We start from the raw sequence: 14692 nt of genomic DNA, 5'->3' as shown, positions 1-14692 counted from the left end.
TCAATCAAACATGTATAATAAAAACATCAAATTAGCAATAGCAGGATTAATAGTGGCTTATGCGATATATCAATTTATTGAAGGATATATTGGAAACGGCATATTCCTGATACTTATTTCTCTGGTCTTCGTTTTTCTTTATTTCAGGAACGAGTTTATATTACTTGCCTTTTTAAGAATGCGAAAACAGGATTTTGCCGGCACCAAAAAGTGGCTGGACAAAATAAAAAACCCTGAAACAGCTTTAATTAAGAAACAACAGGGATACTACAATTACCTGAACGGGATCATGGCTTCCCAAACCAATTTAACACAGGCAGAAAAATACTTTAAAAAAGCCCTTAAACTCGGGCTATCCATGAGTTATGATATAGCTATGGCAAAATTAAGTCTGGCGGGGATTGCCATGCAAAAAAGAAGGAAGAGAGAAGCTACCACCTTACTGAATGAGGCTAAAAAACTCGACAAGCAAAATATGCTGGCTGATCAGATAAAAATGATGCAACAACAAATGAAAAAAATATAACGAAACCGCTTTTCAGCGGTTTTTTTTTGGTATTATAACATCGGGGCCCACAATCGGTTAAACGATTCCTTTATCTTCTGAATCCTGGGTCTGCTTCTCCATTCTGTAAGCTCCACCTCCCTGCAATCCTCCAGATCCTTGTTAAATATATCAGTCAACTCCCTGGTGATCTTTTTATCATACACCAGTGCATTGATCTCAAAGTTTATATTAAAGCTTCTATAATCCATATTGGAAGTTCCGACAGTGGCAAAAACATCATCAACAACCATCGTTTTTGCATGTATAAAACCTTTCGTATACATATATACTTTCACTCCAGATTCCAACATCTCTTCTACAAAAGAGAACCCTGCGTATTGTGCTGCCCATGAATCTCCATGCTCCGGCAAAATCAGTTTCACCTCTATCCCGCCGCGCGCAGCAGCAGTGATAGCCGTTTTCACCTCATCATTCGGAATAAAATAGGGAGTGGTTATGTACACATTTTTATCTGCTGTATTTATTGCCGTAAAAATAGCTTCCATTATATTGGCCCAGTCGCTGTCAGGGCCACTGGCTGCAATCTGTACCAAAGAAATGTTTTCAAATGGTACTTTAGGAAAAAAATGATCTTCGATTCGTAAGTCGTCAGAAGTTAAAAAATCCCAGTTCAATAAGAACTGCAACTGAAGAGACCCTACCGCCTCCCCTTCTATCCTTAAATGGGTGTCACGCCAATACCTTCCGGAATGAGGTAAATTAACATACCTGTCTGTTATATTTATCCCCCCCACATAGCCTATCTTTCCGTCAATAACCGCTATTTTCCTGTGATTTCTATAATTGAGCTTGCTTGTAAATTTAGGAAAATACACAGGCATGAACGGATAATAATCTACTCCGGAATCTTTCAATCTTTTATGGGCCGCTCCGGTTAATTTACTTCCGACATAATCATAACTGAGCCTGACCTTTACCCCTTGCCCGGATTTTTCACATAACAGGTCTATCAGCTGCCCTCCAATCACATCATCTTCAATAATATAGTATTCGAGGTGGATCGTATGCTCCGCATTGTTTATATCTTCAAATAACCGTTTGAATTTTTGTTCTCCATTAATAAGCACTTGTACTTTATTATGGATTGTAAGCGGAGAGCGTTCTGAAGCGAACAACAACTTAACCAATCTTATTTTATCTTCTAAAAAATTGTCTTCGATTCGCTGAATAATATCCGAATCTAGGAAAAGAGAATCCTTCCACTCTTTTATCCGTCTCTGATTTAAAACGTTTTTTCTTTTAAATATTTTGCTCTTCCTGTATTCCTGTCCAAAAAGATAATAAAGGATAATCCCCACAAACGGAAAAGCAATCAGCAAGACCAGATACGAAAATGCCTTAGTCGGGTTTATATTGCTCAAAATAATACTTATAGCCGTTACAATAGCTATAATATAATTAAGTCCCAGCAGCAGCTCCCAGGTATTTTCTTTTAAAAATTCAAACACTATTTAGTTTCAGGATAATAACCTTTTTCCGGGATTTCGATCTGATATTTCTTCTTCGAAGCATTATTCAAGAACGAATCTCGCAGCCAGGGATTATGTATTTTTAAGATTTTATAATTGATATCAAATTTTTTGGCAAAATCGGCAAAATCAGTCACAGGAGTATCCACCTCTACTTCATAAGTAGGTATATGCCTGTATAGATGGTCTTCTTCAAAATTAAAACCATAGGCATCAGGATCTGACAATATTTCTTTGATTGCCAGGATTCTAAAAAGATACCTCTTGGTCTCCTCTCCCAGTAAAAGATCGTAATAACCTGAAACTTTCTGACGCCTTAATTGCTTTGTAACCCCTGCCATACCCGCATTGTATGCAGCTGCTGCAAGTGTCCATGAGCCCAGCTTCTCTTTAGCATCCTTAATGTATTCACATGCTACTTCCGTCGATTTTTTCACATGATACCTTTCATCTACATTCTCATTTACTTCCAGACCGTAATCTTTACCCGTACCCTTCATAATTTGCCAAAATCCGGTAGCTCTCGCCGGAGACACCACATTCTGCAATCCGCTTTCAATTACTGCCAGATATTTAAAATCATCCGGTACCCCGTGCTCTTTCAGGATAGGTTCTATAACCGGAAAGTATTTATTAGCCCGTTTTATCAGCAGCAATCCGTTAGATTGCCAATAAGTGTTCACCAACAACTCTCTGTCTAAACGCTCCCAAACATCCGGATCGGACAAAGGCACTTCTTCACCGGCAAAATCTATCTTTTCCGGCAAATCAATAGCATATACATTATAATCTTTTGTTTTCCCTTCATCAATCGCGGCCTGTTTATCAGGTTCAGTTACCTGACCAACTTCCTGTTCTGTTTGTGCTGCATTAATAAACATACTTGCCAATACAACAGCTCCGACACTCATTAAAAAAAACTTAGCGTACTTCATTGTTAACTTTAATATAATTACTTCTTAATAATTGACCTGTTTAAAAGATAAAGATACAAAAGCCTTTTACTCATTTAATATTATTCCCGGTAAATTCTCATTAAACCATTTAAATCTGTTTATAATCATAACATGGGTCGCCCCTTTAACCTCTGTACAGTTTTTAATATACATCCTGGGAAAAACAGCATCCTTCTCGCCGTGAATATGAATAACGTCCGGATCAGGTTCTTCCTGCTTCCAGTTTACAATATTATCTATTGCCCAGTCTAAATAATACTTCTCCCTTACCGATAAATACTCCTGATACAGATCAAGCCTCCTGGTAACCGTTTCGCCGAAAGCATATTTTGCCAGCAATTCAATATTGTTTACCAAACCTGTGGGCAGCAATTTATGCACCTTGGTATACTTGGCAAAAATCATTCGTTTGGGCAATTCGGCCCTGCATTTTACACTGGAAATCACGATAAGCTTTCTAACCGGGATCAGCTTTGCCATTTCCTGTACCAAAATCCCTCCAAAAGAAACCCCTATCAATACGGGGTTATCGTGTTTTACATATTGTAACATGCGTTTGGCATAATCTTTTAAAGGCTCTCCCTTATCCGGTACCATCCATTCAAGAAAACAGCACTCAAACTGCTCTTCGGGGAGTTTGATATGCTTAAATATTGAAGGGCTGGCAGCCATTCCGGGCATGAAATAAACTGGGACCTTTTCTGCTGGCTTAGTCATGTTAATTAGATGTAAAATAGGCTTTTATCTATTTTTTTAGTAATTTTGCACCGACAAAAGTAGCTAATTCTTTTCCAAACCATCAATATTAAGCTTTAACAACAAATGATTAACCCTAATATAAAACAGGCAATCAAACTGTTTAATTACAATGTTTTGTCGTTTATTTTGATAAATAGGTCTAAATCCCTCACATGATGAATGAAGTTTCTATTACCAACAATGATTTTTTACGTCAATTCGAATCTAAAACAGATGGTGTTTTGGCAAAAATCGAGTATGCTCTGCAGGAGAGAAAAATTTTTTTAACAAAGATGGTAATTCCGGAAGAAGTTACCAATGATGAGTTTAAAGACAACTTTATAAAAGCTGTACTTAGCCATATTGATGAGCAAAATTTAAAAGTTGTACCAACAGCACCGGAAATTGCTCGCTTTTTAAGAAAACACAAAGAATATAAAGATCTTCTTCCTGTAGGGATTAGAATTTAAATCAATAAAAAAGGAGCTAATTGAAATTTAGCTCCTTTTTTATTTTGTCTTGACATAATCAGGAAATCACCGGTTCCCCTGAGACAATAAAATCAAATCTCACCAATCCGTCATCATCAATCTTAACCAGTTTTACTTTATGCAACGTATTTACCAACCCGGGATTCCAGGGTGCCTTGACCTTTACATAATTCTCAGTAAAACCGTGGATATACCCCTCTTTATTTTCTCCCTCAAAAAGAACTGTCCTGACAGTCCCTATCTGGCTTTCATAGAAAGCACGACGTTTCTTTACCGACAAGCCCCTTAACATTTTACTGCGTTTGGCCCTTACCTTCGACTCTACAACCCCACTCATGGCCGCAGCCTCAGTATTATCTCTTTCTGAATATGTAAACACATGTAAATATGAAATATCCAGATCGTTTAAGAAGTGATATGTTTCTAAAAAATGTTCATCTGTTTCACCTGGAAACCCTACAATAACATCAACACCTATACATGCATGCGGCATCAGTTCTTTTATTCTACGAACACGATCTGTATAGAGTTCCCGTAAATAGCGGCGTTTCATTTTCTTCAACAGCTCATTGCTTCCGCTTTGCAAAGGAATGTGAAAATGAGGTACAAATGCCCTTGACCCGGATACCACTTCAATTGTTTCATCCTTCAGCAGGTTTGGCTCAATCGAAGAAATACGCAAGCGTTCTATGCCTTCAACTTCATCTAAAGCTTTTACTAATTCTAAAAAAGTATGTTCATGGCGCTTATTACCAAACTCACCTTTACCGTAATCCCCGATATTCACTCCCGTCAATACGATCTCTTTAATATTCTGAGCTGAGATTTCACGTGCATTTTTAAGTACATTTTCCAATGTATCGCTACGCGAAATCCCTCTCGCCAAAGGAATTGTACAATAAGTACATTTATAGTCGCAACCATCCTGAACCTTAAGAAATGCTCTTGTTCTGTCTCCTATTGAATAACTGCCCACATAAAAATCAGCTTCTTCAATCTCACAAGAATGCACTTCACCAAAATCATTCTTAGAAAGATCATTGAGATAATCGGTGATCTTAAATTTTTCGGTAGCTCCTAAAACCAGATCCACTCCGTCTACGTCTGCCAGTTCAGCCGGTTTTAATTGAGCATAACACCCCACAGCAGCAACAAAAGCATCTGCATTTACTTTCTGAGCCTGTTTAACAATACGCTTAAACTGCTTGTCTGCATTTTCGGTTACAGAACAGGTATTTATCACATATATATCTGCTTTCTCATCAAAACTCACCCTATCAAAACCTTCATTTTCAAAACTCCTGGCTATCGTAGAGGTCTCGGAAAAATTTAATTTACAACCTAATGTATAAAATGCCACTTTTTTTCTTTCCATGCCGGACATATATCGGTATCTGATTATATTTACATCATCTTAACTAAAGACGTTCCATTTTGGGAGTGCAAATATACCAACTAATTCTTGTATGATAAAATATAGTCGCAACAGCTTTTTAAACACAATTATATATATATCAATAAGTTGCGTCGCATCAATACTACTTTCATGCAAGCAGGGAACCGGAAAAAAAGAAGACCATCTTGTTTTTCGGTATAACGAACACATGAACATACTCTCATTAGATCCTGCATTTGCACGCGTAAACAGCGATATATGGGCTGTTAACCAGCTTTTCAACGGATTAGTCGAACTAGACGATTCGCTACAGATCATCTCCAGTATTGCCAAGAAGTGGACGATTTCGGATGACGCACTGAAATACACCTTCTCGCTAAAAAAGAACATCTATTTCCATAAGCATCCGTTATTCGGAAAAGACAGCACCCGAAGTGTTACTGCATCGGATTTTGAATATAGTTTCAAAAGGCTCCTGGATCCGAAACTGGCTTCACCGGGAAAATGGGTATTAAACAATGTCGATCATTTTAAAGCTCAGAATGACAGTACTTTTATCATTCAACTAAAACAACCATTCCCTGCTTTTTTAGGCCTGCTGACCACCAAATATTGCTCTGTAGTCCCAAAGGAAGTCATAGAACATCACGGTTCAGGATTCAGAAAAAATCCAATAGGAACAGGCCCGTTCAAGTTTAAACTCTGGGAAGAAAATGTAAAGCTCGTGTTTCGAAAGAATGAACTTTATTTCGAGCAGGATAAAAACGGAAAACAACTCCCCTATTTTGAAGCCGTTGCCATCACATTCTTACCCGACAAACAAAGTGAGTTTTTACAATTTGTACAAGGAAATATAGATTTCCTGAATTATCTGGATGCCTCATATAAAGATGAATTATTAAGTACTACAGGCAAATTACAACCTAAATACAAAGACCAGGTACGGATTGTTACAGCTCCATACCTTAATATCGAATATTTGGGTATTTATATGGACAATAATACAGAAGAAACGAAATCGATCTTAATACGGAAAGCATTAAATTATGGCTTTGACCGTAATAAAATGATCAAATACCTCCGAAACGGAATCGGCACTCCTGCAGAGAACGGGTTTATACCAAAAGGCCTGGAAGGACATAATGAAAAAATCGGGTTCGGATACAATCCCGGCAAAGCCCAGGAACTCATTTCTATATTCAAAGAAACTACCGGCATTGAAAACCCTGAAGTAACAATCACAACCGATGCCAATTATCTGGATATTTGCGAATACATACAGCGGGAGGTTGAAAAAATCGGACTTAAAGTAAACATAGACGTCGTCCCCTCCTCAACATTAAGACAAAGCAAAGCAACCGGAAAACTCGATATCTTCAGAGCCAGCTGGGTAGCAGACTACCCGGATGCAGAAAACTATTTATCATTGTATTACAGTAAAAACTTTGCTCCTAACGGACCCAATTACACCCATTTCTCTAATAAAACCTTTGACAAATGGTATGAACACGCCCTTAGAGAAACCAATGATTCTCTCCGTAACGAGCTGTACAAAAAGATGGACAGCCTGATTATGGACAAAGCTCCTGTTGTTCCTTTATATTACGATGAAGCCATTCGGTTTACCCATAAAAATTTACGCGGACTGAATGCTAATCCTGTAAATATGCTGCATCTAAAAAAAGTATACAAAACAACCCCATAGCACCCGAAAAATCATTTCTGTTATTTTTTTTGTAACTTAATGGTATATAAAGTGATTCCAGAGCAGTCTTATACCATTTCCTTGAAACATCTTAATGGAGGCATTGGAATATTAAATTTCGGTTGTTGAGTGAAATGCTGGTAAAAAACATGTTATGTCCGGGAAATCAAACCACATAGAAAGTCTTACCCTCAAAAATGAAAAAAGGGCATCACCCGGAAAATTAAGCCGATTGGAACGCTATGGAAGTTTACAAAATGAAAAAAGGACTTTTAGCCCTGCCCGAAAAAAACTTTTGATACTCAACCTCAAACAAAACCAGAAAAGAAAAAGAATACAACACAAACGCAATATCTTTATTACAGTTATTGTTTGCTTCATCGCTGTACTCTTATTACTCCTGATAATCTTATAAGCGGCCCCTACTAACCCTTTCTATATTTCTTGGTTTCTTCAAAAATGTGTTCCAAAATAGCCGCTTCCTGATTGTCAAATTCAATATTACGGCGCTTCATCACCACTTTACAGGTTTCAAAAGCTTTCTTAGGGAGATAGGTAGAGAAACCATTTGCACCACCCCAGCTAAAACTCGGAATAAAATTACGCGGGAAACCACTCCCGAAGATATTTGCACTAACCCCCACAACAGTGCCGGTATTAAACATGGTGTTGATACCACATTTGCTATGATCTCCCATTGTCAAACCACAGAATTGAAGTCCAGTTTTAGCAAAACCTTCAGTTTCATAACTCCAGACCCTTACCTGGTCATAATTGTTTTTAAGGTTAGAGGTGTTTGTATCAGCCCCTACATTGCACCATTCCCCCAGAACAGAATTTCCCAAATACCCTTCATGCCCTTTATTCGAATTAGCAAACATAACCGAATTGGTTATTTCCCCGCCTGCCTTACAGTGAGGACCTATAGTAGTAGGGCCATATATTCTTGTTCCCATTTTAAGAACAGCCTCATCTCCTAGTGCCAGTCCACCCCTGATCATGCTTCCTTCCATCACCACCGCATCTTTCCCAATATAAATCGGGCCTGTTAAAGCATTCAGTGTACAAAATTCAACCTGCGCCCCTTCTTCAATAAAAATATTTTCAACACAAATCACATTATTCGTTCCCGAAATCGGAGCACTTTTTCGATCCTTGGTCAACAATTCGAAGTCTGCTTCCAATGCCAACCCGTTTTTACTGAAAATATCCCACGTATGCTGCACCGTAATAACATCGCCTTCATACTCTATGGCTTCATATGATTCCAAATCGACTTCTTCCTGAGTGTCGGAAGTATAAAAAGCAATCACATCATCTTTATAAAAAACGGCCTGATCATACTTAAGATTTTTGATCAATCTCACCAATTCGTCGTTTGGAAGATACGATGCGTTAATAAGTATATTATGCTCCATTTCGACCATAGGATATTTCTCCGAGAGATATTCTTCGGTTATTGTGGTTGTCACATAACCTAAGTGCTTCTCCCATTTTTCACGTATGGTAAGAATCCCTATCCTTATATCAGCTACCGGTCTGGTGTAGGTAAAAGGCAGCAAAGCATTTCTTGCAGGTCCGTCGAATAAAATATAATTCATGCGATTTAGAACTTAGATATCGATTAATATTCAAAAATAAAAAACAAGCATCATTCAAACCTTAGGTAAAAGATACCTTTTTCTTATGAAAACAAAAAACCCCTGAAATCTCAGAGGTTTTTTAACTATATATTGTAATCGCTTATTTCTTGAACTTAGCGTATTTGTTCTTGAACTTATCGATACGACCAGCCGTATCTACCAGTTTAGCCTTCCCTGTGTAGAAAGGGTGAGAAGTTCTGGATATCTCTAATTTGATCAATGGATACTCAACACCATCCACATCGATAGTCTCTTTAGATTCTGCTGTAGACTTAGTAATGAAAAGATCATCGTTAGACATATCTTTGAATGCCACTAATCTATAACTTTCCGGATGTATACCTTTTTTCATCGCCTTAATTTTATTATCGCTTATACGTTTTGTCGAATTTTCAGAGGTGCAAATTTAAGCATATTTTATAAACTAACAACACATTAGCCCAAAAAATCATGTTAAGTTTTATTTTTCGTTGATCGTTGTAACAAATGTACGGAGTTTATTACTAATTTCACAGAATCAATTAATATCACTAAAATGGAAAACACGCAACCTAAAACCGGTAAATTCGCCTTAAAATTCGGGCTAATACAAGGAGCGATCGGCATCGTTTTTAGTCTAATGTTATTTTCGTTAGACATGCATTATGAACAAAACCCTGTGGCAGGTATCATAGGCCTTGTTATAATGGCAGTTATTATTTCTATTGCTATTTATCAATACAAAAAGGCCAACAACAATGTATTAACGCTGTCTCAGGCATTAAAGGTTGGTATTGGAACGGCTCTCATTGCCGGGGTTTTAGGCGTTATCTATCAGTATTTATTGGTAAATGTTATAGACCCTTTATTTATGGATAAATTCGCGGAAGTACAAAGAGCCAAATTGGGTGAAATGGGTAAATTTACAAGTGAAGAAATCGAAAAACAAATCGAAATGAGTAAGGAATGGTTCTGGATAGGATATCCAATCGCCCTTATTATGAGCTTGTTCTTCGGCTTTATATTTTCTTTAATTGGAGGACTTATTATGAAAAAGGCTCCAAGTGAATACTAATTATTATCTTTGATAACTTAATAGACTCAGAGATAACATACATGAATATATCAGTAGTAATACCGCTACTCAACGAATACGAATCACTACAAGAACTACACGATTGGATTGCAAATGTCATGCAGTCCAATCGTTTTTCATATGAGATCATATTTATTGATGATGGGAGTACCGATGATTCCTGGAAAAAAATCATCGAACTTTCCAATGCAAACGAATCGGTTAAGGGGATACGGTTTTTAAAAAATTACGGTAAATCACAAGCATTGCATGCCGGTTTTGAAAAAGCCCGGGGCAATGTTATCATTACCATGGATGCAGATTTACAGGATAACCCGGAAGAAATTCCCGAACTCTACAACCTGATCGTTAAAGAAGGTAACGATCTCGTTTCCGGATGGAAAAAGAAGCGATACGACTCTGTAATCAGTAAAAACCTGCCTTCCAAACTATTCAATTGGGCTGCCCGCAAAACTTCAGGTGTCAGGCTACACGATTTTAATTGCGGCCTGAAAGCCTACAAGAATGAGGTTGTAAAAAACATCGATGTCTATGGTGAGATGCACCGGTATATTCCGGTTTTAGCCAAAAATGCAGGATTCAGAAAAATTGAAGAAAAGATCGTAAAGCACCAGGCCCGAAAATATGGTAAAACCAAATTCGGCATGGAACGTTTTATAAATGGTTTTCTGGACCTCATAACCATATGGTTTATTTCAAAATTCGGGAAGAGACCTATGCACTTCTTTGGTGCACTGGGGGTATTGATGTTTTTCATTGGCTTTCTTTCTGCTGGTTTTATAGGTATCACGAAATTGTATAAACTATACAATAACATGCCCTCTATACTCGTTACCCAAAATCCCTGGTTTTATATATCTTTAACCACCATGATCATTGGTACACAACTTTTTATGGCCGGCTTTCTGGGTGAAATTATCCTAAGAAACAAACGTACAGGCAATGAACGATATAAAATCTCCGAAACCGCTAACACATAGCTGACCGGATTAAAAACTTTTTGAATTATGGATATTTCTAAAGACGAAATCTTAAACAATGCCAGGAAATGGCTAGGTGACTCATTCGATGATGAAACCCGTGTAGAAGTTCAATCGCTTATCGATAGTAATCCGGAAGAATTAAAAGAACGGTTTTACAAAGACCTTGAGTTCGGCACCGGTGGTATGCGTGGTATAATGGGAGTTGGCACCAACCGAATCAATAAATATACTTTAGGTAAAAACACGCAAGGATTATGTAATTACTTAAAAAAATCATATCCGGATTCAGTCCTGAAAGTAGCAATTGCTTATGATTGCCGCCACAATAGTGATACTTTGGCTAAAGTAGTCGCCGATGTATTCGCTGCCAATAGTATAGAAGTATTCCTATTCTCTGAACTCCGTCCGACACCCGAACTTTCATTCGCGGTTAAATACCTGGGATGTCAGTGCGGTATTGTGCTTACCGCTTCACATAATCCTCCGGAATATAACGGATATAAAGTATATTGGACAGATGGCGGACAAATCGTACCTCCGCAGGATGGGGACATCATAGATGAGATTAACTCAATCGATTTTGCCGATATCAACTTTAATTCAAATAAGAGCTTAATCAAATTAATCAATAAAGATGTAGATGAAGCTTTTATCGATGCTTCCCTTGAAAATGGGAGTTTTAATGCCAAAGGAAAAGACCAGTTTAAAATAGTTTTCACCTCACTTCACGGAACCTCCATTACAATTGTTCCTGAAGTTTTGAGACGAGCCGGATTTAATGTACATATTGTTGAGGAACAGGCAATCCCAGACGGAGATTTCCCTACTGTGGTCTCTCCTAATCCGGAAGAACCTGAAGCACTTACTTTAGCCCTGAAAAAAGCTGATGAAATAAATGCCGACATGGTGATCGGTACTGACCCGGATTGTGATCGTTTAGGGGTAGCAGTAAGAGACCTCAATGGAAAAATGATCTTGTTGAACGGAAATCAGACAATGATCATGATGACTAAGTTTTTACTGGATCAGTGGAAAAAGGAAAACAAGATCAAAGGCAATGAATTTATTGCATCTACTATTGTCTCGACCCCTATGATGGACGCCCTGGGAAAAGCATATGGTGTAGAATGCAAGGTAGGACTCACCGGGTTTAAATGGATTGCCAAAATGATTAAAGACTACCCTGAACTTTCCTTTATAGGTGGCGGAGAAGAAAGTTTCGGGTTTATGGTTGGAGACTTTGTAAGAGATAAAGATGCCGTTACTGCCACCCTGCTCGCCTGTGAGATTGCTGCCGAGGCCAAAGCCAGCAACAGTTCTTTCTACAAAGACTTATTGCAGTCTTATGTCGACCATGGTTTTTACAAAGAAAAATTAATTTCACTAACAAAAAAAGGTATCAGCGGAGCAGAAGAAATCAAAAAAATGATGATCGACCTACGTGAAAACCCGGTAAAAGTCATTGATGGCTCTCCCGTGGTTCTCATAGAAGATTATAATTCCTCTACTGCCCGTAATATGATTACCGGAGCTAAAGAAACGATTTCGATCCCTAAATCCAATGTCCTTATTTATTATACGGCTGACGGAACAAAGATCGCAGCCAGACCCAGCGGAACCGAACCTAAAATCAAATTCTATTTTAGTGTAAAAGGAAGGCTGAATGCTGTAGAGGATTTTGAAACCACTCAAAAAGAATTTGACAACAAAATTGACCGCATTATTAAAGAACTGAACTTCAATTAATGGATTATTTTAAAAAAATACTGAGCTTTGCCAGACCCTACAAAAGGTATGCATATTTAAATATTTTCTTTAATATTCTTTATGCACTTTTCAGTACATTGTCTTTTATTGCTTTAATCCCCGTTTTAAAAGTAATTTTCGGCGATAAAAAGGAAGTGTTCACAAAGCCCGTATACGAAGGACTTGGCTCTTTAAAAGCATATACCGAAAGTTATCTTAATTATGAAATTTCCACATTAATAGAAGTGCATGGCGATTTTAAAGTATTAATGATAATGGTTAGTGTCATTATTTCGATTTTCCTTTTAAAGAATGTATCTAATTATTTTGCTATGTTCTATATTACCTTTTTACGTAATGGTGTATTGAAGGACATTAGAAATGCCATGTACAAAAAGGTTGTTGCCCTTCCGCTCTCATTCTATTCTGAGAAAAGAAAGGGAGATACTATTTCTAAAATCAGTGCAGATGTTGAAGAAGTCAGAAACTCATTATTATCTGTATTGGAAATGATCGTAAGAGAACCGTTAACTATACTCTTTTCTTTAATTGCCATGTTTGTTTTTAGCATGAAACTAACCTTGTTTGTTTTTGTGTTTATTCCTATATCGGGGTTTTTAATATCCAAAATAGGAAAGTCACTTAAAAAGAAATCAATAAAGGTACAACAAGAACAGGGCGTTTTTCTTTCTATCCTCGAAGAAACAATGTCCGGACTTAGGATTATAAAGGCTTTCAATTCAGAAGGAGCTTTCGAAAAAAAATTTTCAGACTCAAATCACCGATATTATAGGTTTTCAAATTCGGTATTGAACAGACAAAACCTCGCTTCACCGATGAGTGAGCTTATGGGTATTATCGTCATCGGAATATTGTTAGTGTATGGAGGATATCTTGTTTTTATCGACAACAGTATGGAAGCTAGTTTTTTCCTAGGATATATTATGCTAGCCTACAATATTCTTACACCCGCTAAAGCTATTTCTAAAGCGAGCTACAGCCTTAAGCGTGGTAATGGAGCTGCCGAAAGGATACTCGATCTCCTCAATACGGAAAACCCAATAAAGGACGCCCCGAATGCCATAGCTAAAACCGGTTTTGACAAGAGCATCAACATCGATAATATTTCCTTTAAATACGAGAATGATTATGTTTTAAAGAATTTCTCTGTCGAAATCCCAAAGGGAAAAACGGTGGCACTGGTAGGGCAATCAGGGAGCGGAAAAAGCACCATTGCGAACTTAATTACACGATTTTATGATCTAGAAGAGGGTCGTATCGAAATTGATGGCATTAACATCAAACAAATAACCAAACATTCTTTGCATTCATTGATGGGCGTAGTTTCTCAGGATTCCATCCTGTTTAACGATACTGTTGCCAACAACATCAAACTCGGAAAACCGGATGCCACAGATGAAGAAATATTAGAAGCTGCCAAAATTGCGAATGCTTATGAATTTATCAAGGAACTACCTAATGGTTTTAATACCAATGTTGGAGATGCCGGAGGAAAACTTAGTGGCGGACAAAAACAACGTTTATCAATTGCCCGGGCTGTATTAAAAAACCCTCCGGTCATGATTCTCGATGAAGCAACTTCTGCACTCGATACTGAGAGTGAAAAGCTTGTTCAGAAAGCATTGGAAAATATGATGATGAACAGAACCTCTGTTGTTATCGCCCACAGGTTGTCGACCATTCAAAATGCCGATCAAATCATTGTAATGAAAAAAGGGGAAATTGTAGAACAGGGAACACACAGCGAACTACTTAACCTTAACGGCGACTACAAAAAACTGGTAGACATGCAATCTTTTGAATAAAAAAAAAGGATGTAACCAAAGCTACATCCTAACCAAAATAATGCAATATAATATAGTGGTATTTGGGGTTCAGGTTGTTTATTAACAATACTAAAA

At 37.6% G+C, this 14692-nt stretch carries 13 protein-coding genes; 7 read left to right on the top strand and 6 right to left on the bottom strand.

Annotated elements, in window-relative coordinates; translation table 11 throughout:
• Window positions 1-10: 10 nt before the first annotated feature.
• Window positions 11-526, top strand: a complete 516-nt coding sequence (locus tag MQE36_RS11265; RefSeq protein WP_242936076.1) for a DUF2892 domain-containing protein — start codon at window positions 11-13, stop codon at window positions 524-526.
• Window positions 527-558: 32 nt separating this feature from the next.
• On the opposite strand, the gene cls is transcribed toward MQE36_RS11265, so the two are convergent.
• The 3 genes from cls to MQE36_RS11250 form a co-directional block, all read right to left on the bottom strand.
• A complete protein-coding gene (cls, locus tag MQE36_RS11260) occupies window positions 559-2016 on the bottom strand; it encodes a cardiolipin synthase (protein ID WP_242936075.1) in 1458 nt (485 codons plus the stop codon).
• Complete coding sequence (locus MQE36_RS11255; protein ID WP_242936074.1) at window positions 2016-2972, bottom strand: lytic transglycosylase domain-containing protein; 957 nt, start codon at window positions 2970-2972, stop codon at window positions 2016-2018. Before MQE36_RS11255 ends, cls begins: the two co-directional genes overlap by 1 nt.
• A 66-nt stretch (window positions 2973-3038) precedes the next feature.
• The gene (locus MQE36_RS11250) at window positions 3039-3710 is read right to left on the bottom strand and encodes an alpha/beta fold hydrolase (protein WP_242936073.1); all 672 of its coding nucleotides are present in this window, start codon (window positions 3708-3710) and stop codon (window positions 3039-3041) included.
• A gap of 197 nt (window positions 3711-3907) precedes the next feature.
• On the opposite strand from MQE36_RS11250, the gene MQE36_RS11245 reads away from it, so the two are divergent.
• Complete coding sequence (locus MQE36_RS11245) at window positions 3908-4201, top strand: GNAT family N-acetyltransferase (RefSeq protein WP_242938842.1); 294 nt, start codon at window positions 3908-3910, stop codon at window positions 4199-4201.
• Window positions 4202-4259: 58 nt separating this feature from the next.
• Here the strand turns inward: MQE36_RS11245 and mtaB are convergent, their stop codons facing one another.
• Window positions 4260-5597, bottom strand: a complete 1338-nt coding sequence (mtaB, locus tag MQE36_RS11240; protein WP_242936072.1) for a tRNA (N(6)-L-threonylcarbamoyladenosine(37)-C(2))-methylthiotransferase MtaB — start codon at window positions 5595-5597, stop codon at window positions 4260-4262.
• A 229-nt stretch (window positions 5598-5826) separates the two neighbouring features.
• Between mtaB and MQE36_RS11235 the strand changes: the two genes are divergently transcribed.
• Window positions 5827-7323 carry an ABC transporter substrate-binding protein gene (locus MQE36_RS11235; protein ID WP_341461473.1) on the top strand — a complete coding sequence of 499 codons (1497 nt, stop codon included), beginning with the start codon at window positions 5827-5829 and terminating at the stop codon, window positions 7321-7323.
• Window positions 7324-7748: 425 nt separating this feature from the next.
• Here the strand turns inward: MQE36_RS11235 and MQE36_RS11230 are convergent, their stop codons facing one another.
• Together MQE36_RS11230 and MQE36_RS11225 are read right to left on the bottom strand one after the other, a co-directional pair.
• The gene (locus tag MQE36_RS11230) at window positions 7749-8924 is read right to left on the bottom strand and encodes a GlmU family protein (protein WP_242936070.1); all 1176 of its coding nucleotides are present in this window, start codon (window positions 8922-8924) and stop codon (window positions 7749-7751) included.
• 142 nt (window positions 8925-9066) lie between these two features.
• Complete coding sequence (locus tag MQE36_RS11225) at window positions 9067-9318, bottom strand: type B 50S ribosomal protein L31 (protein WP_242936069.1); 252 nt, start codon at window positions 9316-9318, stop codon at window positions 9067-9069.
• 183 nt (window positions 9319-9501) lie between these two features.
• On the opposite strand from MQE36_RS11225, the gene MQE36_RS11220 reads away from it, so the two are divergent.
• From MQE36_RS11220 to MQE36_RS11205, 4 genes are read left to right on the top strand one after another with little or no spacing between them, the layout of a single operon-like run.
• Window positions 9502-10020 carry a DUF4199 domain-containing protein gene (locus MQE36_RS11220; protein ID WP_242936068.1) on the top strand — a complete coding sequence of 173 codons (519 nt, stop codon included), beginning with the start codon at window positions 9502-9504 and terminating at the stop codon, window positions 10018-10020.
• Window positions 10021-10061: 41 nt separating this feature from the next.
• Window positions 10062-11021 carry a glycosyltransferase family 2 protein gene (locus tag MQE36_RS11215; RefSeq protein WP_242936067.1) on the top strand — a complete coding sequence of 320 codons (960 nt, stop codon included), beginning with the start codon at window positions 10062-10064 and terminating at the stop codon, window positions 11019-11021.
• A 27-nt stretch (window positions 11022-11048) separates the two neighbouring features.
• On the top strand, window positions 11049-12770 hold the full coding sequence (locus tag MQE36_RS11210) for a phospho-sugar mutase (protein WP_242936066.1): 1722 nt from the start codon (window positions 11049-11051) through the stop codon (window positions 12768-12770).
• On the top strand, window positions 12770-14596 hold the full coding sequence (locus tag MQE36_RS11205) for an ABC transporter ATP-binding protein (RefSeq protein ID WP_242936065.1): 1827 nt from the start codon (window positions 12770-12772) through the stop codon (window positions 14594-14596). The genes MQE36_RS11210 and MQE36_RS11205 overlap by 1 nt, the downstream gene beginning before the upstream one ends.
• Window positions 14597-14692 lie beyond the last annotated feature (96 nt).

Origin of the sequence: Zhouia spongiae (assembly GCF_022760175.1) — a bacterium.
GTDB classification, from domain to species: Bacteria; Bacteroidota; Bacteroidia; order Flavobacteriales; family Flavobacteriaceae; genus Zhouia; species Zhouia spongiae.
The sequence above is the reverse complement of the archived record's forward strand: the minus strand, read 5'-3'. Positions and strand labels throughout refer to the sequence as shown.